The 22,899-nt window shown below is 72.2% G+C and carries 23 protein-coding genes; 15 read left to right on the top strand and 8 right to left on the bottom strand.

Annotated elements, in window-relative coordinates; translation table 11 throughout:
* Positions 1-16: 16 nt before the first annotated feature.
* Together ACOWU6_RS02740 and ACOWU6_RS02735 are read right to left on the bottom strand one after the other, a co-directional pair.
* A complete protein-coding gene (locus tag ACOWU6_RS02740) occupies positions 17-226 on the bottom strand; it encodes a hypothetical protein (RefSeq protein ID WP_271174728.1) in 210 nt (69 codons plus the stop codon).
* 83 nt (positions 227-309) lie between these two features.
* The gene (locus ACOWU6_RS02735; RefSeq protein WP_421074635.1) at positions 310-1,059 is read right to left on the bottom strand and encodes an enoyl-CoA hydratase/isomerase family protein; all 750 of its coding nucleotides are present in this window, start codon (positions 1,057-1,059) and stop codon (positions 310-312) included.
* A gap of 156 nt (positions 1,060-1,215) precedes the next feature.
* Here ACOWU6_RS02735 and ACOWU6_RS02730 point away from each other — a divergent pair, with 156 nt between their 5' ends.
* The 6 genes from ACOWU6_RS02730 (at position 1,216) to ACOWU6_RS02705 (ending at position 7,448) form a co-directional block, all read left to right on the top strand.
* Positions 1,216-1,974 (top strand): SDR family NAD(P)-dependent oxidoreductase, encoded by a 759-nt coding sequence (locus ACOWU6_RS02730; protein ID WP_421074634.1) that lies wholly within the window; start codon positions 1,216-1,218, stop codon positions 1,972-1,974.
* Positions 1,975-2,050: 76 nt separating this feature from the next.
* Positions 2,051-3,577 (top strand): MmgE/PrpD family protein, encoded by a 1,527-nt coding sequence (locus ACOWU6_RS02725; protein WP_421074633.1) that lies wholly within the window; start codon positions 2,051-2,053, stop codon positions 3,575-3,577.
* Complete coding sequence (gene prpB / locus ACOWU6_RS02720) at positions 3,577-4,476, top strand: methylisocitrate lyase (RefSeq protein WP_421074632.1); 900 nt, start codon at positions 3,577-3,579, stop codon at positions 4,474-4,476. The genes ACOWU6_RS02725 and prpB overlap by 1 nt, the downstream gene beginning before the upstream one ends.
* Positions 4,477-4,489: 13 nt before the next feature.
* Positions 4,490-5,668 (top strand): bifunctional 2-methylcitrate synthase/citrate synthase, encoded by a 1,179-nt coding sequence (locus ACOWU6_RS02715; protein WP_271173083.1) that lies wholly within the window; start codon positions 4,490-4,492, stop codon positions 5,666-5,668.
* Between the two features lie 31 nt (positions 5,669-5,699).
* The gene (locus ACOWU6_RS02710; protein ID WP_421074631.1) at positions 5,700-6,881 is read left to right on the top strand and encodes a thiolase family protein; all 1,182 of its coding nucleotides are present in this window, start codon (positions 5,700-5,702) and stop codon (positions 6,879-6,881) included.
* Positions 6,882-7,295: 414 nt separating this feature from the next.
* Entirely contained in the window at positions 7,296-7,448 is a 153-nt protein-coding gene (locus ACOWU6_RS02705) for a hypothetical protein (protein WP_271173085.1), read from the top strand.
* A 9-nt stretch (positions 7,449-7,457) separates the two neighbouring features.
* On the opposite strand, the gene ACOWU6_RS02700 is transcribed toward ACOWU6_RS02705, so the two are convergent.
* Both ACOWU6_RS02700 and ACOWU6_RS02695 read right to left on the bottom strand, forming a co-directional pair.
* Complete coding sequence (locus tag ACOWU6_RS02700) at positions 7,458-8,390, bottom strand: aldose 1-epimerase family protein (RefSeq protein WP_271173086.1); 933 nt, start codon at positions 8,388-8,390, stop codon at positions 7,458-7,460.
* A gap of 95 nt (positions 8,391-8,485) precedes the next feature.
* On the bottom strand, positions 8,486-9,673 hold the full coding sequence (locus ACOWU6_RS02695) for an MFS transporter (RefSeq protein ID WP_421074630.1): 1,188 nt from the start codon (positions 9,671-9,673) through the stop codon (positions 8,486-8,488).
* Positions 9,674-9,738: 65 nt separating this feature from the next.
* On the opposite strand from ACOWU6_RS02695, the gene ACOWU6_RS02690 reads away from it, so the two are divergent.
* The 4 genes from ACOWU6_RS02690 (at position 9,739) to ACOWU6_RS02675 (ending at position 13,741) form a co-directional block, all read left to right on the top strand.
* A complete protein-coding gene (locus ACOWU6_RS02690; protein ID WP_282978941.1) occupies positions 9,739-10,311 on the top strand; it encodes a TetR/AcrR family transcriptional regulator in 573 nt (190 codons plus the stop codon).
* 26 nt (positions 10,312-10,337) lie between these two features.
* Complete coding sequence (locus ACOWU6_RS02685; RefSeq protein WP_421074629.1) at positions 10,338-11,753, top strand: amino acid permease; 1,416 nt, start codon at positions 10,338-10,340, stop codon at positions 11,751-11,753.
* A gap of 64 nt (positions 11,754-11,817) precedes the next feature.
* Positions 11,818-12,930: a hypothetical protein gene (locus ACOWU6_RS02680; RefSeq protein ID WP_421074628.1), complete on the top strand. Its 1,113-nt coding sequence runs from the start codon at positions 11,818-11,820 to the stop codon at positions 12,928-12,930.
* A gap of 28 nt (positions 12,931-12,958) precedes the next feature.
* Positions 12,959-13,741: a DUF429 domain-containing protein gene (locus tag ACOWU6_RS02675; protein ID WP_421074627.1), complete on the top strand. Its 783-nt coding sequence runs from the start codon at positions 12,959-12,961 to the stop codon at positions 13,739-13,741.
* On the opposite strand, the gene ACOWU6_RS02670 is transcribed toward ACOWU6_RS02675, so the two are convergent.
* Positions 13,642-15,213, bottom strand: coding sequence for a DUF222 domain-containing protein (locus tag ACOWU6_RS02670; RefSeq protein ID WP_421074626.1), 1,572 nt, complete (start codon positions 15,211-15,213; stop codon positions 13,642-13,644). The genes ACOWU6_RS02675 and ACOWU6_RS02670 overlap by 100 nt on opposite strands.
* Positions 15,214-15,598: 385 nt before the next feature.
* Between ACOWU6_RS02670 and ACOWU6_RS02665 the strand changes: the two genes are divergently transcribed.
* Positions 15,599-16,768 (top strand): RtcB family protein, encoded by a 1,170-nt coding sequence (locus tag ACOWU6_RS02665; RefSeq protein WP_421074625.1) that lies wholly within the window; start codon positions 15,599-15,601, stop codon positions 16,766-16,768.
* A gap of 30 nt (positions 16,769-16,798) precedes the next feature.
* Here ACOWU6_RS02665 and ACOWU6_RS02660 read toward each other — a convergent pair whose 3' ends face one another.
* Positions 16,799-17,836: a LacI family DNA-binding transcriptional regulator gene (locus tag ACOWU6_RS02660; protein ID WP_421074624.1), complete on the bottom strand. Its 1,038-nt coding sequence runs from the start codon at positions 17,834-17,836 to the stop codon at positions 16,799-16,801.
* A complete protein-coding gene (locus ACOWU6_RS02655) occupies positions 17,815-19,839 on the bottom strand; it encodes an aldo/keto reductase (RefSeq protein ID WP_421074623.1) in 2,025 nt (674 codons plus the stop codon). Before ACOWU6_RS02655 ends, ACOWU6_RS02660 begins: the two co-directional genes overlap by 22 nt.
* Before the next feature lie 189 nt (positions 19,840-20,028).
* Between ACOWU6_RS02655 and ACOWU6_RS02650 the strand changes: the two genes are divergently transcribed.
* The 4 genes from ACOWU6_RS02650 to ACOWU6_RS02635 are packed head-to-tail and all read left to right on the top strand — an operon-like array spanning position 20,029 to position 22,251.
* Entirely contained in the window at positions 20,029-20,361 is a 333-nt protein-coding gene (locus tag ACOWU6_RS02650; protein WP_421074622.1) for a PadR family transcriptional regulator, read from the top strand.
* 2 nt (positions 20,362-20,363) lie between these two features.
* Entirely contained in the window at positions 20,364-20,729 is a 366-nt protein-coding gene (locus tag ACOWU6_RS02645; RefSeq protein ID WP_282978956.1) for a DUF1048 domain-containing protein, read from the top strand.
* The gene (locus ACOWU6_RS02640; protein ID WP_421074621.1) at positions 20,726-21,493 is read left to right on the top strand and encodes an ABC transporter ATP-binding protein; all 768 of its coding nucleotides are present in this window, start codon (positions 20,726-20,728) and stop codon (positions 21,491-21,493) included. The genes ACOWU6_RS02645 and ACOWU6_RS02640 overlap by 4 nt, the downstream gene beginning before the upstream one ends.
* Positions 21,490-22,251, top strand: a complete 762-nt coding sequence (locus tag ACOWU6_RS02635) for an ABC transporter permease (RefSeq protein ID WP_271173098.1) — start codon at positions 21,490-21,492, stop codon at positions 22,249-22,251. The genes ACOWU6_RS02640 and ACOWU6_RS02635 overlap by 4 nt, the downstream gene beginning before the upstream one ends.
* 75 nt (positions 22,252-22,326) lie before the next feature.
* On the opposite strand, the gene ACOWU6_RS02630 is transcribed toward ACOWU6_RS02635, so the two are convergent.
* Positions 22,327-22,866, bottom strand: a complete 540-nt coding sequence (locus ACOWU6_RS02630; protein WP_271173099.1) for a YaeQ family protein — start codon at positions 22,864-22,866, stop codon at positions 22,327-22,329.
* Positions 22,867-22,899: the final 33 nt, after the last annotated feature.

Raw genomic sequence — 22,899 nt, 5'->3', positions numbered from 1 at the left:
CAAGCGAGCGCTGCCGTCAGGCTGCGGCGCCCGCCTCGCTGCGGATGAACTGGACGTCCTCATCGCTGAGCTTCGTCCCGTCCTCGACCAGCACGCCCGATGCGTTCGAGACCTCCTGCCGGACGGTGCCGACCAGCGGCGCCGCCGGGTACTCCAGGAGGAACTCCTTCGCCTCGGCCGCGAGGTGCGACCACCACTCCCGGATGGGAGGCAGTTCGTCGGCCATGACAGCTCCTTCCGTCGGTGCTCGAACGGTAGATCCGCGGGGCCGCGGGCTTCCATCCGATTGACAGGGCTTCCCCGACGGTGCTAGCCGCGTCGGGCGAACGCCTCCAGGCGCGCGGCGGCGAACGGCGTCGCGGCCTCGCGCGCGATCGCCGCGCGCTCGGCGGCGAGCGCGTCGGCGTACGATCCGTCGAGATCGAGGAGCTCCTTCGTCGCGGACGGCGCGGTCGGACCCGCGCTCCGGATGGCCGAGAGCACGTCGGCGACGGATGCGTCGAGCTCCTCGGGGGTCGCCACCCGCGTGAGGAGCCCCCAGTCGAGCGCCGTCGCGGCGTCGATCCGGCGACCGGTGAGGAGGAGGTCGCGCGCACGCCGCTCACCGATGGCGCGCGGCAGCAGAGCGGTCGCGCCGCAGTCGGGCACGAGGCCGATCGCGCCGTACGCCGGGGTGAACGTGGCCGTGTCGACGGCGACCGCGACGTCGGCGGCGAGCACGATGCCGATCCCGGCGCCCGCGACGATGCCGTTCACGCGCGCGACCACGGGCTGCCGCACCGCCCGCAGCGCCGTCATCGCACGGTTGGCCGCCCCGACGAGGTCGAGCATGAAGGCGGAGCGGTCGTCGGCCGCGGCCATCGCCTGCACGTCCCCGCCCGCCGTGAACGCGCGGCCCGTGCCAGTGACCACGACGATCTCGGCGTCGGAGGCTGCGGCGCGCTGCGCGGCGTCCGCGAGCGCCTCGGCGATCTCGATGTCGAGCACGTTGAGCCGCTCCGGCCGGTTCAGCGTGATCGTCGCGACGGCATCGGCGACCTCGAGCAGCACGGCGTCCATCGGCTTCCTCCCTCCCGCGTCCTCGGCGACGCGGCCCCGGCCATCCTGCCACGGCCATCCGGCCCGCTCTTCCCGCCCGCGCGCTTCGCCGGTAGCGTCGAGCCAGGCAGACGACGGCGCGGCAGGCGCTCGGACGAGACAGAGCGGGGTGGGGCGATGGAGCTCGCTGGCGCATCGGCGGTGGTGACGGGAGGCGCGTCGGGGCTCGGTCTCGCGACCGCGCGGCGTCTCGCGCAGGCGGGGGCGCACGTCGTCGTCGTCGACCTTCCTGGCGCACCCGGAGAGGCGGCGGCAGCGGAGATCGGCGGCACATCGGCGCCGGCCGATGTCGTCGACGCCGCCCAGGTGGACGCCGCCCTCGACGCCGCCGAGGACCGCGGCCCTCTGCGCGCGCTCGTGCACTGCGCCGGGCGCATCACGCCCGTCCGGCTGATCGAGCGCGACGGGTCGCCCGGATCGCTCGAGGCGTTCGAGCAGGTCGTGCGCGTGAACCTGATGGGCACGTTCAACGTGCTCCGCCTCGCGGCCGCGCGGATGGCCCGCAACGAGCCGCAGGACGGCGAGCGCGGCGTGTGCGTTCTCACGGCGTCGGTCGCGGCGTTCGAGGGGCAGATCGGCCAGATCCCCTACACGGCGTCGAAGGCGGGCGTCGCCGGCATGACCCTCGTCGCGGCGCGCGACCTCGCGTCGAAGCTCATCCGCGTCGCGACCATCGCCCCCGGCACGTTCGACACGCCCATGCTCGCGTCGCTGCCCGACGAGGTGCGCGCGTCGCTCGCCGCCGCCGTGCCGCACCCGGCGCGCCTCGGGCGCCCCGAGGAGTTCGCGGCGCTCGCGGCGCACATCGTCGAGAACGCCATGATCAACGGCGAGACGATCCGCCTCGACGGCGCAATCCGCATGCCCCCGCGGTGATCGCGGCCCCCGCGCCCGGTCGCCCCGCGCCGTGGCACCCTGGAGACATCCGCTTCACGACCACGGAGGCCTGCCGATGACCGTCATCCACCCCGTCCGCACGTACCGCAGCGAGGAGCCGCTCCCCCGCGAGCAGCAGCTGGCCTGGCGGATCGCCGAGGTCGCCGCGGACCCCGTGGAGGTCGAGGACGACGTCGTCGACATGGTGATCAACCGCGTGATCGACAACGCCGCAGTCGCTGCCGCATCGCTCACGCGCGGCCCCGTCGTCGCGGCCCGCGCGCAGGCGCTCGACCACCCGGTCTCCCGCGGCGGAGCGGGCGCCACGGTGTTCGGGTGCGCGCTCGACGAGCACACGAGCCCCGAGTGGGCGGCGTGGGCGAACGGCGTCGCCGTGCGCGAGCTCGACTACCACGACACGTTCCTCGCGGCCGAGTACTCGCACCCCGGCGACAACATCCCGCCGCTCGTCGCGGTCGCCCAGCATGTCGGCGCGGACGGCCGCGCTGTCGTCCGCGGGATCGCGACCGGCTACGAGATCCAGATGGACCTCGTGCGCGCGATCAGCCTCCACAAGCACAAGATCGACCACGTCGCGCACCTCGGGCCGTCGGCCGCCGCGGGCATCGGGACGCTGCTCGGCCTCGCGCCCGAGGTCGTCTTCCAGGCCGTGTCGCAGGCGCTCCACACGACGACCGCCACGCGGCAGTCCCGCAAGGGCGAGATCTCGACGTGGAAGGCCCACGCGCCCGCCTTCGCCGGGAAGATGGCCGTCGAGGCGGTCGACCGCGCCATGCGCGGGCAGACCTCGCCCTCCCCCATCTACGAGGGCGAGGACGGCGTGATCGCGTGGCTCCTCGACGGACCAGAGGGCCGCTACGAGGTGCCCCTGCCCGCCCCCGGGGAGCCGAAGCGGGCCATCCTCGACTCGTACACGAAGGAGCACTCGGCCGAGTACCAGGCGCAGGCGTGGATCGACCTCGCGCGGCGCCTCGGCTCCGCGCGCCCCGAGCTGCGCGATCCCGAGAATATCCGCTCGATCGTGCTGCACACGTCGCATCACACGCACGTCGTCATCGGCTCGGGCTCGGGCGACCCGCAGAAGTACGACCCGACGGCGTCGCGCGAGACGCTCGACCACTCGATCCCGTACATCTTCGCTGTCGCGCTGCAGGACGGCGGGTGGCACCACGTCGACTCGTATGCGCCCGAGCGGGCCGCGCGCGGCGACACCGTCGCGCTCTGGCGCAAGATCACCACGACCGAGGACCCGGAGTGGACCCGCCGCTACCACTCCGAGGATCCCGACGAGAAGGCGTTCGGCGGGCGGGTCGAGATCGTCCTCGCGGACGGCACGACCGTCGTCGACGAGATCGCGGTCGCCGACGCGCACCCGCTCGGAGCACGTCCGTTCGCGCGCGCGGACTACGTGCGCAAGTTCCGCACGCTCGCCGAGCCCGTGCTCGACGACATCGAGATCGAGCGGTTCCTCGACCTCGCGCAGCGCCTGCCCGAGCTCACCCCCGCCGAGGTCGCCCAGCTCACGATCGTCGCGCGCGCGGGCGTGCTCGAGGCCGTCGCCCTGCCGAAGGGACTCTTCTGATGCTGTACGCGCAGACGCCGGCGCACGAGAAGCGCCGCCTGCTCCGCGAGCGGCTCGCGTCGGGCGAGCTGCTCCGCTTCCCCGGCGCCTTCAACCCGCTCTCCGCGCGTCTCATCGAGCGCAAGGGGTTCGACGGCGTGTACATCTCGGGCGCCGTGCTGTCAGCAGATCTCGGGCTGCCCGACATCGGGCTCACGACGCTGACCGAGGTCGCGCAGCGCTCGGGTCAGATCGCGCGGATGACCGAGCTGCCCGCGATCGTCGACGCCGACACGGGCTTCGGCGAGCCGATGAACGTCGCGCGCACCGTCCAGACCCTCGAGGACGCGGGCGTCGCGGGCCTCCACATCGAGGACCAGGTGAACCCCAAGCGGTGCGGCCACCTCGACGGCAAGGAGGTCGTCGACGTCTCGACCGCGACGCAGCGCATCCGAGCCGCCGCCGACGCCCGCCGCGACGGGAACCTCCTCATCATGGCGCGCACCGACATCCGCGCGATCGCCGGCCTCGACGCCGCGATCGACCGCGCGAAGGCCCTCGTCGACGCGGGTGCGGACGCGATCTTCCCCGAGGCGATGAAGGACCTCCGCGAGTTCGAGGCGGTCGCGTCGGCCCTCGACGTGCCGGTGCTCGCGAACATGACCGAGTTCGGCAAGAGCGACCTGTTCACCGTCGACCAGCTGCGCGACGCGGGCGTGCGGATGGTCATCTGGCCCGTCTCGCTGCTGCGGATGGCCATGGGCGCGGCCGAGCGCGCCCTCGACACCCTGAACGCGGACGGCAGCCTCGACGCCCAGGTCGGCGCGATGCAGCACCGCGCCGACCTCTACGAGCTCATCGACTACTCCGGATACAGCCGGTTCGACGCCGGCGTCTACGACTTCACGATCGAGAAGTGACAGGAGCGCGAACATGACGGACATCAAGAAGGGGCTCGTGGGCGTCGTCGTCGACGAGACGGCCGTGTCGAAGGTCGACCCCGAGACGAACAGCCTGCTCTACCGCGGCTACCCCGTGCAGGAGCTCGCCGCGACGCAGCCGTTCGAGGCGGTCGCCCACCTGCTGTGGCACGGCGAGCTGCCGACCGACGACGAGCTCGCGACCCTGCGGGCCGAGGAGCGGCGCCATCGCGCGCTCGCGCCCGAGGTCAAGGCCGTCATCGACCTCGTCCCGACGGCCGCGCACCCCATGGACGAGGTCCGCACCGCGGTGAGCGCCCTCGGCGCCGCCGAGCTCGGCGGCCTGAGCGCCGTGGCCTCGGGCGGCACGGCCGAGCAGAACCTCGACCGCAGCCTGCGCCTCTTCGCGGCCCTCCCCGCGATCGTCGCGTACGGCCAGCGCCGCCGCCGCGGGCTCGAGGCCATCCCTCCGCGCGATGACCTCGACTACGCGGCGAACCTCCTCTGGATGACCTTCGGCGAGGAGCCGCACCCGGTCGTCGTCGACGCGTTCAACCGCTCGATGATCCTGTACGCCGAGCACTCCTTCAACGCCTCGACGTTCACCGCGCGGGTCGTGACGTCGACGCTCAGCGACCTGTACTCCGCGGTCACGGCGGCGATCGGCGCGCTCAAGGGCCCGCTGCACGGCGGCGCGAACGAGGCCGTGCTCGACATCTTCGACGAGATCGGCGAGGCGTCGAACGTCGTGCCGTGGCTCGACGACGCGCTCGCGCAGAAGCGCAAGATCATGGGCTTCGGGCACCGCGTGTACAAGCGCGGCGACTCGCGCGTTCCGACCATGCGCGCCGCGCTCGAGTCGCTCGTCGCGCACTACGACCGGCCCGAGGTGCTCGAGCTCTACACGGCGCTCGAGACAGAGTTCGTGAACCGCAAGGGCATCTACCCGAACCTCGACTATCCGTCGGGCCCGGCGTACAGCCTCATCGGCTTCGACACGCTGACCTTCACGCCGCTCTTCGTCGCGGCGCGCGTGACGGGATGGACCGCGCACATCATGGAGCAGGCCGCGTCGAACGCGCTCATCCGCCCGCTCTCGGCGTACACCGGCCCCGCCCAGCGCCGGGTGCCCGGCTACGAGCCCGACGAGATCGACCGCGAGATCGCCGAGCGCGCGGAGGAGTCGGCCTGACACCGGCCGACGGCAGGACGAGGAGGTCCGGATGTCCGAGAGGGTCGCGATCGTATCGGGAGCGCGCACGCCCGTGGGGTCGTTCGCGGGAGCGTTCCGCGACACCGACGCGCATCTGCTCGGCGCCGCCGCGGTCGGCGAGGCGCTGCGCCGCGCCGCCGTCGACGGCGCGGAGGTCGGCGAGGTCGTGATGGGCTGCGTCGCGCAGTACGGAGCCGACGCCTACAACGCGCGCCGTGTCGCGCTCGCGGCCGGGCTCGCCCCGAGCGTGCCCGCCCTCACCGTGAACCGGCTCTGCGGCTCGGGCCTGCAGGCGATCTGGTCGGGCGCGCAGGAGCTCCTCTGGGGCGACGTCGACGTCGTCGTCGCGGGCGGCGACGAGAGCATGTCGCGCACGCCCTTCCTCGTCGACGACGCCCGCGGCAACGCGCGCTTCGGCGACCGCGCCCTCCGCGACGGGACCCTCGCGATCCTCACCGACCCGTTCAGCGGCCGCCACATGGGCACGACGGCCGAGACCGTCGCCGAGCGGTACGGCGTGTCCCGGGCCGAGCAGGACGCGTTCGCGCTCGAGAGCCAGCGGCGGGCCGCGAGCGACGCCGCGCGCGCGGCGTTCGCGGAGGAGATCGTGCCCGTGACGACGGCCGGGCGCACGCCGGTCGAGGTGTCGCAGGACGAGCATCCGCGCCCCGACACGACCCTCGAGGCGCTCTCGCGCCTGCGGCCCGCCTTCCAGGAGGGCGGCACGGTCACGGCCGGCAACGCGTCAGGGATCAACGACGGCGCGGCCGCGACCGTGCTCCTGCGCGCATCGGATGTCCGTGCGCGCGGGCTCGACGCGCTCGCGACGATCGAGGCGGTCGCGACCGCGGGCATCGAGCCCGGTCTCATGGGGTACGCGCCCGTCATCGCGCTGGCCCGCCTGTTCGAGCGGACGGGGCTCGCGCCGCAGGACGTCGACGTCTTCGAGGTGAACGAGGCGTTCGCCGCGCAGGCCGTCGCGGTCATCCGCGACGCCGGCCTCGACCCCGCCCGGACGAACCCCTACGGCGGCGCGATCGCCCTGGGCCATCCCGTCGGCGCGACCGGAGCCATCCTCGCGGTGCGCGCGGCTCTCGATCTGCGCCGCCGCGACCTCGAGTTCGCGGTCGTCACGCTCTGCATCGGCGGCGGTCAGGCGATCGCTGCTCTGCTGCGCCGCTGGGAAGGATGAGCGGCAAACGCTTTCCTGCGCGGGATCTCGGCGCGGAGGGGCGCGTCATCTTGCGGAAACTCTAAAGATCGGCGTTTTCTTCGCGAGGTTTCTTCTCCTGCACCCCTTGCGGGAGGCGCATCCTGGACTCGACGCGGCACCGACCGCCCCCAGATCGCCGACAGAAGGAGAACACCATGAACGCTCCGGCCCTCGAGTACGACACCGACGCCTTCGACTTCGCCGCGGTTCCGGCGTGGTTCGACCGCCACCCGTCGCAGGCGGAGGGCGAGGACGACTGATCCTCCCCCGCACCTCCCGCGACGACGCGCGGCAGCGCCCCCTCCATCGACGGAGGGGGCGCTGCGCTGTCAAGGCCTTCCGAACGGGCGCGCCGCGCGGGAGACTGGCCTCATCCGAAGAGAGAGGTGCGACATGAGCACGTTCCCCGACCAGCCCTCACGTCCCTCGGACCCCGAGCACCGTCACCCCTCCCAGGCCGAGGGCGAGGACCCCGACGAGATCGAGTCGTCGAGCGATCCGATCGAGTTCGGGCATCCCTCGCAGGCCGAGGGCGAGGACGACTGAGCGCGGAGCTCAGATCGCGGCGATCGTCCAGGACGCCACCTCGACGGGCGCTCCCGGCTCGAGGAGGACGAGGTCCGTGCCCGAGTTGAAGGCGTCGGGCGGGCACGTCATCGGCTCGACCGCGAGACCGGCGCGGTGCCCCGCGCCGCGGCCGGGCAGGTCGGCGGTGTGGATCTGCACCCACGGGCAGCGCTCGTCCCAGGACATCCGCACGCCCGAGCCGTCGCCGTCCGTCAGCGAGACGACAGCCAGCGCCCCCTGTCTCGCGAGGCCCGTGTAGGCGTGGTCGATCTCGACGGCGCCGATGCGGCGCGCGTCGCGGAAGTCGAAGCGCTCGGCGTCGTCGGTCACGGGGGCGAGCCCGGTCGGCGACAGCCGGTCCTCCGTGACGTTCAGCACTGTGTCGGCCGGGAGGGAGAGCGTCCAGTCGTCGACCGTGCCGGCGCCGCCGACGAGGTACGGGTGCGGGCCCGTGCCGAACGGGGCGCGCGCAGCGCTCTCGTTGACCGCCGAGACGGTCTGCGTGAGACCGAAGTCGGGGTCGAGCGCGTAGGTCGTGGTGACCGTGACGCGCCACGGGTACGCCTCCTGCGGCTCGATCGTCGCGGCGAGCGTCACGTGGGCGCCGCTCTCCTCGACGATGCGGAAGCCGGCCCAGGAGAGGAGCCCGTGCAGCGCGTGGCCCCGCGACGGCTCCGTGAGGGCGAGCTGGTACTCGACGCCGTCGAAGCGGTAGCGCCCATCGACCACGCGGTTCGGCCACGGCGCGAGCGTCGTGCCGCGATACGCCGGACGCACCTCGTCCGCGCGGAACGGCACGACGAGGTCGCGCCCCTCGAAGGTCAGCGCGCGGAGCGTGGCCCCCACGCTCGCGACGGCGGCCTCATATCCGCCCGCTCGCAGGATGTGCTGAGTGCCCGAGACATCGGCGTGCGTGGTCATTTCGCTCCCTCATCGGATGTGCGCGCTCACATTCGCGCGATCGCCAGTATCCCGCGTCCGAGGCGCGCACGCGAACCCGACGTGCGGAGCCGCCCTCAGCGGCGCGCGAGCTCGCGCTCGGCCGGGGTGCGCGCGCCCGGTGCGAGGAAGATCGCGACCGCGACGAGCGCGAGCACCACGATGAGGGCCGCGCGCAGCCCGAAGTGCTCGCCGAGCAGGCCGAGCACGGGCGGACCGACGAGGAACGCGACGTAGCCGATCGTCGCCGCGAACGAGACGCGCGCGGCCGTGTCCTCGCCCGAGTCGCCCGCGACCGAGAGCGCGAGCGGGAAGCCCAGCGACGTGCCGAGACCCCACAGCACGACCGCGGCCGCGGCGGCCGCCTGGCTGTCGACGAAGATGACGACCGCGAGGCCGATCGCCCCGAGCAGCGCGCTCGCGGCGAGCACCGTCGGGCGCCCGAAGCGGTCGACGAAGCGCCCGCCGGCGAAGCGGCCGACGGTCATCGAGACCGCGAAGATCGCATACACACCCGACCCGAGCGCCGCATCGACGCCGTGCCCCTCGACCATGAGGATCGGCAGCCAGTCGCCCGCTGTCCCCTCCGCCATCGCGAGGGCGAGGATGATGCCGCTCACGAGGAGGAGGCCGGGGTCCCGCCAGACCGCGGCGCGCGGGGCGCGTCGACCGCGCTCGCGCGGCGTCGCACGGCGGCCGATGCCGCTCGGGACGTTGCGGATGGCCGCGGCGAGCACGACCGCGATGAGCGCGGCGACGACGGCGAGATGCACGGCGACGGGGAACGCCGCGGCCGTGAGCAGCATGCCCGCGACCGCCCCGACGACCGTGCCGAGGCTGAAGAAGCCGTGCATGAGCGGCATGACCGAGCGGCCGATCGCCTGCTCGACCTCGGCGCCCTCGACGTTCAGCGCCACCTCGGCGCCGCCCATCCCGAGCCCGAACAGACCGAGCCCGACCGCGACGAGCGGCGCGGTCCCGAGGGCCGCACCGAGCCCCACGACCGCCACGCCGGTCGCGCTCGAGAGCGTCCCGACGGCGATCACGGGGCGCGTCCCGAACCGGGCGACGAGCGCGCCCGAGGACAGGATGCCGATCATCGATCCGACCGAGAGCCCGAAGAGGATGAACCCCATCTCGTCGATGCGCGCGCCGAGCAGCCGCTGCACGTCGGGCGTCCGCGTCACCCACGACGAGATGCCGATGCCGGGGAGGAGGAACATCACGAAGAGCGCGTTCCGGCGCTGACGGATGGCAGGGGTCACTTGTACGATGGTACACACTCAGGCGCGCGAGGGGCCGGGTCCACGGACATGAGAGATTGGTCGGCATGAGCGGCAGCCGCAGGCAGGTTCCGAACGACCCCGACCGCCGGTCGCGCATCCTCGAGGCCGCCCTCGACGTCATCGCCGAGGTCGGGGTGCACAAGACCACGCACCGGCGCATCGCGGCGCGCGCCGAGGTGCCGCTCGGGTCGCTCACGTACTACTTCTCGAGCCTCGAGGACATCCTCGAGCAGGCGTTCGAGAGCCTGTCCGTCGAGATGTCGGCGCGCTACCGGCGCAGCCTCGAGGAGGCAGCCGGCCCTGCCGAGGCGGAGGCCGCCGTCGTCGACCTCATCTGCGGCGCGGAGTACGCGGTGCCGCGCGAGATGGTCCTGCTCTTCGAGATGTACGCGTACGGCAACCACAACGCCGCCGTCGCCGAGCTCGCGCGCACGTGGCTCCTGCGCAGCCGCGACAGCCTCACCCTCCACTTCTCGCCCGACGTCGCGCGCGCCCTCGACGCGCTCGTCGAGGGCTGGCCCATGCACCGCACGTTCGAGCACCGCCCGCTCGACCGCTCGCTCGTGGCCGCCACCGTGCACGCGGTCGTCGTCGGGCTCCAGGCGCGCGAGGGCTGAGCGCCCGCATCCGCGAGGATGGAGGGATGAGCACCCGAAGGATCCCCGCGGCCTCCCGCGCCGTCGGCAGCGGCGACGGCGGCCTGAAGCGCGAGCTGCGCAGCCGCCACATCCAGATGATCGCGCTGGGCGGGGCGATCGGGACGGGGCTCTTCTACGGGTCATCCGACGCGATCGGCGTCGCGGGGCCATCCGTCCTCCTGGCGTACCTCGTCGTGGGCGCCGTGATCTTCCTCATCATCCGCGCGCTCGGGGAGATGTCGGTCGACGAGCCCGTCTCGGGAGCCTTCAGCCACTACGCGCACCGCAACTGGAGCCCGCGCGCGGGCTTCGTGTCGGGCTGGAACTACTGGTTCAACTACATCGCGGTCGCGATGGTCGAGCTCTCCGTCGTCGGATCGTTCGTCAACTACTGGCTCCCCGCCGTTCCGACGTGGGTCTCGGCGGCGATCGTGCTCGTGCTCATCACGGGCGTGAACCTCATCGGCGTGCGCGCGTTCGGCGAGTTCGAGTTCTGGTTCGCGATCATCAAGGTCGCGGCCGTGATCGCGATGATCGTCCTCGGCGTCGTCGTCGTGGTGCTCGGGATCAACAGCAGCCCCGACCTGCCGACGCCGAGCTTCGCCCATCTCGTCGATGACGGAGGCTTCTTCCCCCTCGGCGTGAGCGGCACCATCGCCTCGCTCGCGATCGTCGCGTTCTCGTTCGGCGGCACCGAGCTCGTCGCCGTGACCGCGGGCGAGGCGGCCGACCCGGAGCGCACGATCCCGAAGGCGGTGAACCAGGTCGTCCTGCGGATCCTCATCTTCTACATCGGCGCTCTCGCGGTCATCATGTCGGTCGTGCCGTGGTCGCTCCTCGACGGGGAGACGAGCCCGTTCGTGCAGATCTTCGACCGCGTGGGCATCCCGGGCGCCGCGCACATCCTCAACCTCGTCGTGCTCACGGCGGTCGTGTCGGTCTACAACTCGGGTCTCTACTCGAATGGGCGCATGCTCTACTCGCTCGCGCAGCGGGGCAGCGCGCCCGCGTATCTCGGCCGGCTCTCCCGCCGCGGCGCGCCGGTCGCCGGAGTGCTCACGTCGTCGGCCGTCACCGTGATCGCGGTCGTCGTCGTGTTCCTGTGGCCGGAGTTCGCGTTCCAGTACCTGCTGTCGATCGCGCTCATCGCCGCGATCATCAACTGGGGCATGATCGTCATCACCCAGATGAAATTCCGCCGACGGATCGGGCCGGATGCCGCGGCCGCGCTGGCCTTCCCGCTTCCGTTCGCGCGGGTCGCGCCGTGGATCGTCCTGGCCTTCCTCGCGTGCATCGTCGTGCTCATGGCGTTCTCGCCGCAGTACCGCACGGCGGTCGTCATCGGGCCGGTCTGGATCGGCGTCCTGCTCGCGGCGTACGAGATCCGCGCGCGCCGGGCGAAGCGCGCCGACGCCGCCTAACCCGCCCCGGGCGGATCCGCAACCCCCTCCCGTCCTCCCCGGGGGCTCTGCCTATCGTCGCCCCATGCTCACCGTGGACATCCCCGACGACGACCGACTGCTCGACCTCCTCGCGCATCGTCACCCCGCGAGCGCGACCATCGCCCTGGAGTCCTCCCCGGTGCCGGCGGATCATGAGCGCGTGCGGATCGCGCTGCGCGATGCGATCGATCAGGTCGCCGATCGTCTCGCGCAGCGTGGGATCCCGACCGAGGAGCAGCGCGCCGTGGTCCGCCGCCTCCGGGAGACGCTGGACGACGACGGGTTCTGGGAGCACCAGTCCCGCTCCCTCCTCCTGCTCGCCTCACCGGATCGGCGCGAGGCGTTCCGGCTGCCGTTCCCCGTGCAGGATCAGGTCCGTGTGGGCTCGCGCTTCGCGATCCGAGCGCTCCTGCGCACGCGCGACCACCATCCGTGCGCCTTCGTGCTGCAGCTGTCGAAGCACCGCGCGCGCCTGACCGAGCTGCAGGCCGACGGATCGCTCGTCGAGCACCCGCTCGAGCTGCCCGACGACCTCGACCTCGTGTTCGCGCGCGCCGACAACGACGGACAGCTCGACCGCGACCGCGCTCGCGGGGCCGACGGAGATCAGAACGAGCGCGAGCGCTTCTGTCGCACCGTGCAGGACGAGGTGGTCCGCATCGTCCCGCGCGGCGTCCCGCTCATCCTCTCGATCTCCGACGATCTGGCAACCGCGTACCGCGCGCAGAACACGCACGATGCGCTGCTCGAGACCGCGATCCCCGCGCATCCCGATTCGCTCGACGATCGTCGGCTCGGCGACGAGGCTCGCGCCATTCTCGAGGATCGCCGCCGGGCCGCGACCGAGCAGTGGAAGGAGCGCTTCGGCGAGCTGCGCTCGCAGGGCCTCGCGACGTCGCGCCTCGAGGAGGTCGCGGCCGCCGCGGCGGCGGCGGCAATCGCGGAGCTGCGATTCGACCACGCGGCCGATCTGCCCGGGAAGCTCGACGAGTTCGGTCGCGTCGTGGAGGACGGCGAGGATGCGGCCCTCATCGAGGACGTCATCGCGCGCGTCCTCGAATCGGGCGGCGAGGTCCGGGCTGTCCGACGCGAGGATCTCACCGACGGCGCCCCGCTCGCTGCGGTGCTGCGGTTCGCTGTGCCGACGCCGCGATAGGCGGCTCTGGCGCCCATAGGGTGGGGGCGTGCTCACGATCGGCGTCGACCTCGCAGCGGAGGCCCAGCGGACGGCCGCGGCCGGGATCGAGTGGACGGATGGCTCCGCTCGGCTCACGAGCCTCGCCGTCGGGATCGACGATGTGCAGATCGTCGCGCTCGCGCAGGGGGCGGACGTCGTCGCGATCGACTGCGCATTCGGCTGGCCGGCCGAGTTCGTCGCCTTCGTCTCCGCGCACGAGCGCGGTGAGATGTCGCCGCGATCGCTCTCCGGGAGGGACTGGCGCCGTCGGCTCGCCTATCGTCACACCGATCGGGCGGTGCGGGAGGTGACCGGGCGGTGGCCGCTCAGCGTCTCGACGGACCGACTCGGGATGACCGCCATGCACTGCGCGGAGCTGCTCGCCGCCTTCGAGGCGGCAGGCGAGCGCATCGACCGCTCGGGCGCGGGAAGGCTGGTCGAGGTCTACCCCGCCGCGGCCCTGCGACTCTGGGGTGTGCAGACAGCCGGCTACAAGACCCAGCCGGACGCGCGGATGCGGGCCGCGGAGTCGCTCCTCGGCCTCGCCCCGTGGCTCGACGTCGACGACGGTCAGCGCGATCTGCTCGGCCGTTCCGACGACGCACTCGACGCGCTCGCGGCGTCGCTCAACGCGCGCGCCCACGCGCTCGGGCACACCCTCCCCGTACCGGACGAGCTGCGCCCCGCGGCTCAGACCGAGGGATGGATCGCACTCCCGACCGCGCCGCTCGACTCGCTGACGAGCAGGTCGAACTCGTCCGCCTCGATCTCGGCGACCCATTCGTCGTAGAGCAGCTGCTGCCAGGCCTCATCGAACGGAGGCGCGTCCGGCAGCACATCGGGGATCGGGACGTCGACCTCGAGGTCAGCATCGATCTCGTCCTCGTCCTCGAGAGACGGCCACTCCCCCGGCGGCGCGGCGCCGGATCTCGCCCTCGGCTCCGGGAGGGACTCGAACCGTACCTGGGGTCTCGGGCGGTCGACCGAGGTCCGCCCGATCGGGCTGACCCACTCGAGCACCCCGGGGCTGATCTGGCGGACGGTCCACGGCGAGTGGTGCTTGTCGAGATGACATCCCTCGCACAGGCACTCCAGATTGCCCACGCACGTCTCCCCGCCGCGCAGATACGGGATCGTATGGTCGAGATCCGCCGTCGCCGCTCGGTTCTCGCACCCCGGGCTACGGCACGTTTCGTCCCGCGCGAGGAGGAACCGGCGCTGCGCCGCGGTGGGGGCGTATCGGTCCACCGTGAGGAGGGCTCCGGTGTCAGGACGCAGGAACACCCGGTCCCACCCCGCCGCGTGTCCGGCCAGGCGCCGCGCCGTCTCGGGGTCGACCGGACCGTGCCCGGCGACGAAGGCGGCCTCGTCGTCGAGCCCCACCAACGTCTCGACGCGAATGACGATCTGCACGTTCGCCTGGATCACGTCGAGCGCGCCGCCCTCGCGGAGCGCGTGCGCGGACGGCCGGCCCGTCAGCGCCAGGTCCATCCACAGGTCCGCCTCGATCTGCGACTGCGTGCGCGGGTCGACCTCCGCTGCCGCCTCCGGCCCGCCTTCCGCTTCCGCCGCCTTCCGCGCGCGGCGGTTCTCGGCGACGATCGCTCGGGCCATGCTCCGGATGCGGTCCCGCGCCGCGTGGACCTCGGCTGTGGAGGTGATCAGCTCGAATCTGCTCACGCCGTCTTCGAGGTCATCCACGCGGACCCGTCGACGCGCGCGTGCGGCGGCATGCCGGTCGGCGATCGGCGTCGGGCACAGTCGCTCAGCGAGCTCGATCGCGAAGGCCCGCAACTGGCCGGGCGAGGCGGTCTCGGCGAACCCGATCGCCGCCTCCTCGTACTCCTGGTCGAGCCCTTCGGGCAGCCGCTCCCCCGCCCGCCGGATCACGTCGACGTGCCGCACGGTGATCCGGCCTTCAGCCAGCGCCTGAACCGTCGCGGGGTACCGCTCGACCAGCACCTCCGCGTCTGCGAGCTTCGTCATCATCCGCGACTTCGCCTCGTGCAGCACGCCCGCGGTCTCGCTCGCCATCGAGCGGAACGGGAAGTCGTGCGACGAGGGTCCGCCCGCGCGCTCCCGCTGCACCCGAGCGATCCGTGCGGCCTCGGCAAGCGCCTCGATCTCCATCGCATCGGCCTGCGCGCGCAGTCGCCGCGAGGTCTCCAGGCGCCCGCACAGCGCGCGGGTCGACGCGATCTCGTCGTCCGTGAACTCCCACGGAACGCTCGAGAACCCGCTCGGCGACGTCGTCTTCGACATGCCTCCAGAGTACCGACCGCCTCGGACATTTCACCGAAGAATCTCGATCTGTGGATAACTCACGTGCGGACATCCGTTCGCATCGGTTCGCGATTCCGAGGCGGCCCCTTGCGCGCCGACACGGCCCGCCGGTAGGGTCGCAAGGCTGTGCCGACCGGCACACGCAGCGAGTCGAGAGGTCGACGCGATGAGCCCGCAGCGGGAGCTTCGCCAGGCGGTCCTGGGCAGCAAGCCCCAGAACCGCTCTTCGTCGACCCCTCCGGCGCCGGCCGTGTAGCAGCACCCGCTCGCATCACGCCCCGCACCGCACAGGTCCGGGGCGTCTCCTTTCCGTCACGCGGAGGAGGTCCGGGGACCAGGACCCGCGGATCGAAGGAAAGGAATCATGGAGAGGCTCTCGGAACGCCTGCTGTCGTGGGCGAGCCTGATCGACTCGCAGACCGTCGAGCAGGCGCGCACGTCCTCGCGCATGCCGTTCATCCACCCCCACGTGGCGCTCATGCCGGACGCGCATCTCGGGCTCGGCGCGACCGTCGGATCGGTCATCCCGACACGCGGCGCGATCATGCCGGCCGCGGTCGGCGTCGACATCGGCTGCGGGATGATCGCGGTGCGCACGCCGTTCACGCGCGCGAATCTCGCCTCGCGCGATCTGCGCGAGCTCCGCGAGCAGATCGAGCGCGCCATCCCGCTCTCGGCAGGGCACGACAACCGCAAGGTCGTCGCGACCGCCGAGCCGCGCGTGGCCGAGCTCGAGAAGCTCGCCGCCGAGGCGGGCTTCGATCCCGCGAAGCGGGCGAGGAGATGGCGGCTGCAGCTCGGATCGCTCGGCAGCGGCAACCACTTCATCGAGGTCTCGGTCGACGAGACGGATGCCGTGTGGATGTTCCTGCACTCCGGCTCACGCGGGGTCGGCAACCGGATCGCGCAGCATCACATCGCCGTCGCCAAGGGCCTGGCCCGGCGCGACGAGCTCGACCTGCCGCACATCGACCTGGCGTACCTCGTCGAGGGAACGGACGAGTTCGACCGCTACATCAGGGAGCTGCGGTGGGCGCAGCGGTTCGCGCTGCTCAACCGCGAGGAGATGATGGACCGCGTCGCGAATCAGCTCGGCCGCTTCCTCGACGCCGAGGTCGACGAGCTCGAGCGCATCAACTGCCACCACAACTTCACGGAGTCGGAGGTGCACTTCGGCGAGCGCGTCTGGGTGTCCCGCAAGGGAGCGATCCTGGCGGACGCCGGTCGGCCCGGGCTCATCCCGGGATCCATGGGGACCGCGTCGTACGTTGTCGAAGGCAGGGGGAACGCGCTCGCGCTGAACTCCTCGCCGCACGGCGCCGGCCGCGAGTACTCGCGGTCGGCTGCGCGCCGCACGTTCACGCGCGAGCAGCTGCGCGAGGCGATGGCCGGCATCGAGTACCGCGACACCGAGGCGTTCATCGACGAGATCCCGCAGGCGTACAAGCCGATCGATCAGGTGATGGCCGACGCGGCCGATCTCGTCTCGGTGCGGCACACGCTGCGCCAGCTCGTGAACGTGAAGGGCGACTGAGGCGAGGGCGGGGCGGCGGCCCCGCCCTCGCTACGCCGACTCGCGCAGGACGAGACGGTGCGGGACGACGCGGAAGCGGTCGACCTCGGCGTCGCCGTCGCGAAGCGCGACGGCGAGCTCGAGCGTGTGCCGCGCGACCTCGTCGAAGTCGACGGCCAGCGTCGTCAGCGTCGGCGCGACGAGCGTGCCGATCGTGAGACCGTCGACCCCGGCCACGCGGATGTCGCGCGGCACGTCGAGGCCCGCATGGCGGCAGGCCGACAGCGCGCCGAGCGCCATGAGGTCGTTGAACGCCAGAAGCGCGTCGGGAGGCGCTGCCCGCCGCACGATCTGCGCGGTGACGGCGGACGCATGCTCGGCGCTCGACGACGCCGCGTGCACGACCTCGGCCTCCACGCCGTGCTCGCGGAACGCCGCCGCCATCGCCGCGCCGCGCGCGCTGGGCTCGCGCGGCGCGGAGGCGTCGAGCACGACGGGGCGCCGCACGCCCACCGCGACGAGGTGCGCGACGAGATCGCCGATCGCGGCGACGGGGTCGAGCCGCACGCCCGCGTGCTCGGTGGTCTCGCCCGCATCCAGCTGGATGAGCGGCGTCGTCGCGAGGCCGCTCCCCCACCCGGCCGACCATTCCCCGAGATAGCCGACGACGACATCCGCCTGCTCGCGCAGCGATGCGAGGAGGCGATCCGCGTCGCTCGCGAGACCGATGTCGACGAGCATCACGTTCCATCCCTCGTCCGCCGCGAGCCGCACGACGGCCGCGGCGAGCTCGGGAGAGTACGGGTTGCGCAGGTCGTTCACGACGAGACCCAGCTGCCGCGCGCCGCCCGTCACAAGGCCTCGGCCGAAGCGCGACGGCCGATACGACAGCTCGCGCGCAGCCTCCATGACCCGCCGTTTGGTCTCGGCGCTGATGCCGCTCATGTCGTTCATGGCGCGCGTCACGGTCTGCCGCGAGACTCCGGCGGCAGCGGCCACGTCGAGGATCGTCGCGCGTCGGCGCCCGGCGGCGGACGACCCCGCGGGCGCGGGGTCGTCCGCTCCCGTCAGCTGCGAAGGTCCAGCCATGCCACCTCTTCGGCCGTGAGCTCGATGGACAGGCCCCGCATCGACGACCGGGCCTCCTCGATCGTACGCGGGCCGAAGAGGGGGAACGTCGGGAAGGGCTGCGCGAGCACGTACGCGAGCGCGATGGCGGTGGCGGGCACGCCCCGGTCGGCGCCCAGCTGCTCGGCGCGACGCAGCCGCTCGAAGTTCTCGTCGCTGTAGTAGCAGCGCACGAGCTCCGGGTCGCTGAGGTCGTCGGGGCGCGCACGCCCTGTGAAGAACCCGCGGGCCTGCGACGACCACGGCAGCAGCGGGATGCCGCGCTCGGCGAGCCAGCGCTTTGACGCGGCGTCGGTCGCGTGCACGCAGCCCTCCCACGGGACGTCGAGCGCCTCGGCGAGCCCGAAGTGGTTGCTCACCACCGTGAAGCCCTGGCGCCCGTTCGCGCGCGCGTAGGCGTTCGCCTCGTCGATGCGCGCGGGGGTCCAGTTCGAGCCGCCGTACACGCGGATGCGCCCGGCGCGGAAGTGCTCGTCCAGCACGTCGACGAACTCGCCCACCGGCACGTCGGGATTGTCGCGGTGCAGCATGTAGATGTCGGCGTAGTCCGTGCCCTGCCGCTCGAGGCTCTCGAGCAGCTGACGCGACACCGACTCAGGGTCGCAGTGCGGCGTGTGGCCGCCCTTCGTGATGACGACGACGTCCTCGCGCACCCCGCGGTTCGCGATCCACCGGCCCAGGCGCCCCTCCAGCGCGCCGTCGCCGTAGATGTACGCCGTGTCGAACGCGTTGCCTCCGTGCGCGAAGTAGTGGTCGAACATCGCCGACGCGTGGGCGAGGTCGGGCTGGTTGTCGACGCCCATGACGAGGCGCGAGACGCGCTTGCCGACGCCCGGGATCTCGCCGTACCGCATCGCCGCGTCCGAGACGACGAGCGGGCGCACGGGCGGGATGTCGGCGGTCTCCGCCTCGAAGGGGTAGCGGAGGCGGATGGCCGCACGCCAGCGGTCGAGGGTGCGCGCGGTCGCGAGGGTCTCGGCCGACGTCATCTCGGCCGCCTCGAGAGCGCCGTCGCGCAGGGCCGCGAGCGTCGCCTGCGCCTCGAGCGCGTAGGCCGGCGCCGCGTCGATCTCGATGACGCGCTCCCCCTCGTCGACGGTCGTGAGCTCGATCGTCGTCGCGCCCGTGGGCACCCAGGGCTCCGGGATGCGGATGCGCCCCTTCTCGCCGAGGATCGTGACGTCGTTCGGCGCGGTGGCCCGGACGCCGGCAGAGAGCGTCGCCGTGATGCCGCCGCGATAGGTCGCGCGCGCGACCGTCCACTCGTCGACCCCCGTGGGGCCGACGACGCCCGTCGCCGAGAGGTCGACCGGCTCCGACGCGTGCGCGCCCTCGGCCGCATCGACGATCGCGGAGACCATCGTCGCGGGGTAGCCGCCGACGTCGAGGATGCCGCCGCCGGCCACCGCCGGATCGAAGAGGCGGCCCCCACGCTGCGGGACGCGGAACGCGAACGACGCGTCGACGTGCACGACCCGGCCGATCGCGCCCTCCCGGACGAGGTCGAGCACCGCGTGGGTCTGCGGGTGGAACCGGTACATGTACGCCTCGACGAGCGGCACGCCGGCCTCGCGGGCCGCGTCGACGAGGGCCATCGACGTGCCGTGGTTCACCGAGAGCGGCTTCTCGCACAGCACGGCCTTCCCCGCGTCGAGCGCGGCGACGACGAGCGCCGGGTGCGCGGTGTGCACGGCGGAGACGTAGACCGCCGCGACACGCGGGTCGGCGAGCGCCTCCTCGTACGTGCCCGCGGTCACATCCGTCGCCCCGCGCTCCTCCGCCTCGTCGGCGAACGCGCGGGCACGGCCGCTGTCGGAGCTGCCGACGGCGACGAGGCCGCCGCCGTTCTCGGAGAGCTCGCCGAGGAACCGTCGCGCGATCTGCCCGGGGCCGAGCACCGCCCATCCGCCCGTGGTCGGTCGCGTCGAGGGGTCTGCGGAAGCCAGCTGAGGAGAGGTCACCATCGTCCTTTCGATCGGAGGCCGTGAACGTTCACGGCGTGCACCACGATAGGGACACCGTGCAGCGAGGTCAAGAGTTCCGTGAACGCTCACGGCATGTTCGGCGGAAATCGGTATTCAGTGTTGCCAAGTACCGGTACTCAGTGTTACCGTCTAGTGGTAGTCAGCAACACAGAGTAGAGGAGGTGAGCGATGGGCAATCAGATGACCGAGATGCTCAAGGGCACGCTCGAGGGCATCGTGCTCGCGCTCCTGGCCGGGCGGCCCGCGTACGGCTACGAGATCACGGCGCGGCTGCGCGAGCAGGGGTTCACGGACCTCGCCGAGGGCACCGTCTACGCCCTGCTCGTCCGGATCGAGCAGAAGGGGTTCGTCGACGTCGAGAAGGTCCCGTCGGAGAAGGGCCCGCCGCGCAAGGTGTACTCGCTCAACCCGCAGGGGCGCGAGCAGCTTGCCGAGTTCTGGAGGACGTGGAGCTTCCTCGCAGAGCGCATCGAACAGCTCCACGACGACAAGGAGAGGTGACCATGGCAGCGAAGTGGATCGAAGCCCTCACGGGCTCGCTCGAGCAGAAGAAGCAGTACCGGCAGTACAAGGCGCGGATCGAGGAGCTCCCCGAGCCGCACCGCACGGTCGCGCAGGCGGTCGACCGCTACCTCATGTACCAGGGCGGCATCACCGACGGCGACACGATGATCACGATGCTCGGCGACCTCGCCGACCTCTTCGAGCGCGCGGCGGTCGACGGGATGGCCGTGCGCGAGATCGTGGGCGACGACCCGGTCGAGTTCGCGGACGACTTCGTGCGCTCGTATCGGAGCCGTCAGTGGATCGACCGGGAGCGCGAGCGGCTCCGCAAGGCCGTCGACGACGCGACGGGAGGGCGATCATGACCGCGCCGGCCATCCGCGTGCAGGGGATCGAGAAGTCCTACAAGGACCTCGCCGTCCTGCGCGGCGTCGACTTCGAGGTGGCGCCCGGCAGCATCTTCGCGCTGCTCGGGTCGAACGGCGCGGGCAAGACGACGCTCGTGAGGATCCTCTCGACCCTGCTCGCGGCCGACGCCGGCCGCGCGCAGGTCGCGGGGCTCGACGTCGCGACGCAGGCCGGGAAGGTTCGCGAGGCGATCAGCCTCACGGGCCAGTTCGCGGCAGTCGACGAGGTGCTGACGGGCCGCGAGAACCTCGTGCTCGTGGCGCGGCTGCGTCACCTGGCGAACCCGCGCGCCGTCGCGGACGAGCTGCTCGAGCGCTTCTCGCTCACGGCCGCGGCCGACCGCAAGGCGGGCGAGTACTCGGGCGGCATGCGCCGCCGCCTCGACATCGCGATGAGCCTGATCGGCGATCCGTCGATCATCTTCCTCGACGAGCCGACCACCGGTCTCGACCCCGAGGCGCGCATCGAGGTGTGGGAGACGGTCAGGGAGCTTGCGGCCGGCGGCACGACCGTCCTGCTCACGACGCAGTATCTCGACGAGGCCGAGCAGCTCGCCGACCGCATCGCCATCCTGCACCGCGGCCGGATCATCGTGAACGGCACGCTCGCCGAGCTCAAGCGGCTGCTGCCGCCGGCCGAGGTGGAGTACATCGAGAAGCAGCCCAGCCTCGAGGACGTGTTCCTCGCGCTCGTGGGCGACACGGAAGGAGAAGCGGCATGACCGCTCATGTCCTCGCCGACACGGCCGTCCTCACCGGGCGCTCGCTGCGGCACATCGGGCGCAGCCCCGACACCATCATCACGACGGTCGTCACGCCGATCGCGCTCATGCTGCTGTTCGTCTTCGTGCTCGGCGGCGCGATCGAGACGGGAGCGGGATCGTACGTCGACTACCTGCTGCCGGGCATCCTGCTCATCACCGTGGCGTCGGGCATCGCCTACACAGCGTACCGGCTCTTCATGGATCTGCAGGGCGGCATCCTCGAGCGGTTCCAGTCGATGCCGATCGCGCGCTCGGCCGTGCTGTGGGCCCACGTGGCGACCTCGGTCGTCGCGAACCTCGTGTCGGTGCTCGTGGTCGTGCTCGTGGCCCTGCTGATGGGCTTCCGCTCGCCCGCGGGATTCGGCGCCTGGCTCGGGGTCGCCGGGATCGTCACGGTCTTCACCCTCGCCCTCACGTGGGTCGCCGTGATCGCGGGCCTGTCGGCCAAGACGGTGGATGGCGCGAGTGCGTTCTCGTACCCGCTCATCTTCCTGCCGTTCATCAGCTCGGCGTTCGTCCCCACGGAGTCGATGCCGGGGCCCGTGCGCTGGTTCGCCGAGAACCAGCCCGTGACGTCGATCGTGAACAGCATCCGGAGCCTGCTCGCGGAGCAGCCCGTGGGCGCCGACCTGTGGGTCGCGCTCGCGTGGTGCATCGGGATCCTCGTCGTCGCGTACCTCGCGTCCCTGGCCGTGTACCGTCGCCGCTTCACGTGAGGCGCGGACGCCGCCCCGACCGCACCCGAGCCCCGTCTCGTCCGACCGCATTCGGACGGGACGGGGCTCTTCGCGTCAGGCGATCGCGTGATCGTGGACGGCGGAGCTGAAGCTCGACCCGTTGAGGTCGACGTAGAGGTGGCGGTCGGAGACCGAGACGGTCATCGTGTTGCGCCGCTCGAGCACGCGCACGAGATCGTCGATGAAGCCCGGGTCGAAGCTGTGCACGACGATGTCGTCGGCCCGGTGGATCGTCTTGCCCGCGAGCGCCGCGACGACCTTCGCGGGGTCGCGATGGGTGTACACCGCGGTGCGCTCGGCGAGCTTGCTCGCGAAGTGGAGCCGCTCGGCGTCGGGCGCGCCGACCTCGATCCACGCGGTGATCGCGCCGGTGAGATCGCGCACGAGCACGGCGGGCTCATCCGTCGACGAGACCCCCTCGCCGAACGCGATCCCCTCCGCGTGCTCGAGGCAGTACGCCAGCACCCGCGTCGCCATGTAGGCGTCCGTCTCGGACGGATGGCGCGCGACGCGGAGGACGAGCTCGTCGTAGACGCCGCGGTCGACGTCCGCCAGCTGGACCGTGAAGGTGTGGATCGTCGCGCCAATGGCCATGGGGATCGAGCCTATCGGCCGCCGACCCCGCGG

It is taken from the genome of Microbacterium sp. SA156 (assembly GCF_049065455.1).
GTDB classification, from domain to species: Bacteria; Actinomycetota; Actinomycetes; order Actinomycetales; family Microbacteriaceae; genus Microbacterium; species Microbacterium barkeri.
This window is presented reverse-complemented; position numbering and strand designations above follow the sequence as displayed.

Bases quoted from the DNA above. Each gene is read 5' to 3' on its own strand.
- ACOWU6_RS02740 (WP_271174728.1), bottom strand. From the start codon at position 226: ATGGCCGACGAACTGCCTCCCATCCGGGAGTGGTGGTCGCACCTCGCG.
- ACOWU6_RS02735 (WP_421074635.1), bottom strand. From the start codon at position 1,059: ATGGACGCCGTGCTGCTCGAGGTCGCCGATGCCGTCGCGACGATCACG.
- ACOWU6_RS02730 (WP_421074634.1), top strand. From the start codon at position 1,216: ATGGAGCTCGCTGGCGCATCGGCGGTGGTGACGGGAGGCGCGTCGGGG.
- ACOWU6_RS02725 (WP_421074633.1), top strand. From the start codon at position 2,051: ATGACCGTCATCCACCCCGTCCGCACGTACCGCAGCGAGGAGCCGCTC.
- prpB (WP_421074632.1), top strand. From the start codon at position 3,577: ATGCTGTACGCGCAGACGCCGGCGCACGAGAAGCGCCGCCTGCTCCGC.
- ACOWU6_RS02715 (WP_271173083.1), top strand. From the start codon at position 4,490: ATGACGGACATCAAGAAGGGGCTCGTGGGCGTCGTCGTCGACGAGACG.
- ACOWU6_RS02710 (WP_421074631.1), top strand. From the start codon at position 5,700: ATGTCCGAGAGGGTCGCGATCGTATCGGGAGCGCGCACGCCCGTGGGG.
- ACOWU6_RS02705 (WP_271173085.1), top strand. From the start codon at position 7,296: ATGAGCACGTTCCCCGACCAGCCCTCACGTCCCTCGGACCCCGAGCAC.
- ACOWU6_RS02700 (WP_271173086.1), bottom strand. From the start codon at position 8,390: ATGACCACGCACGCCGATGTCTCGGGCACTCAGCACATCCTGCGAGCG.
- ACOWU6_RS02690 (WP_282978941.1), top strand. From the start codon at position 9,739: ATGAGCGGCAGCCGCAGGCAGGTTCCGAACGACCCCGACCGCCGGTCG.
- ACOWU6_RS02685 (WP_421074629.1), top strand. From the start codon at position 10,338: ATGAGCACCCGAAGGATCCCCGCGGCCTCCCGCGCCGTCGGCAGCGGC.
- ACOWU6_RS02680 (WP_421074628.1), top strand. From the start codon at position 11,818: ATGCTCACCGTGGACATCCCCGACGACGACCGACTGCTCGACCTCCTC.
- ACOWU6_RS02670 (WP_421074626.1), bottom strand. From the start codon at position 15,213: ATGTCGAAGACGACGTCGCCGAGCGGGTTCTCGAGCGTTCCGTGGGAG.
- ACOWU6_RS02665 (WP_421074625.1), top strand. From the start codon at position 15,599: ATGGAGAGGCTCTCGGAACGCCTGCTGTCGTGGGCGAGCCTGATCGAC.
- ACOWU6_RS02660 (WP_421074624.1), bottom strand. From the start codon at position 17,836: ATGGCTGGACCTTCGCAGCTGACGGGAGCGGACGACCCCGCGCCCGCG.
- ACOWU6_RS02655 (WP_421074623.1), bottom strand. From the start codon at position 19,839: ATGGTGACCTCTCCTCAGCTGGCTTCCGCAGACCCCTCGACGCGACCG.
- ACOWU6_RS02650 (WP_421074622.1), top strand. From the start codon at position 20,029: ATGGGCAATCAGATGACCGAGATGCTCAAGGGCACGCTCGAGGGCATC.
- ACOWU6_RS02645 (WP_282978956.1), top strand. From the start codon at position 20,364: ATGGCAGCGAAGTGGATCGAAGCCCTCACGGGCTCGCTCGAGCAGAAG.
- ACOWU6_RS02640 (WP_421074621.1), top strand. From the start codon at position 20,726: ATGACCGCGCCGGCCATCCGCGTGCAGGGGATCGAGAAGTCCTACAAG.
- ACOWU6_RS02635 (WP_271173098.1), top strand. From the start codon at position 21,490: ATGACCGCTCATGTCCTCGCCGACACGGCCGTCCTCACCGGGCGCTCG.
- ACOWU6_RS02630 (WP_271173099.1), bottom strand. From the start codon at position 22,866: ATGGCCATTGGCGCGACGATCCACACCTTCACGGTCCAGCTGGCGGAC.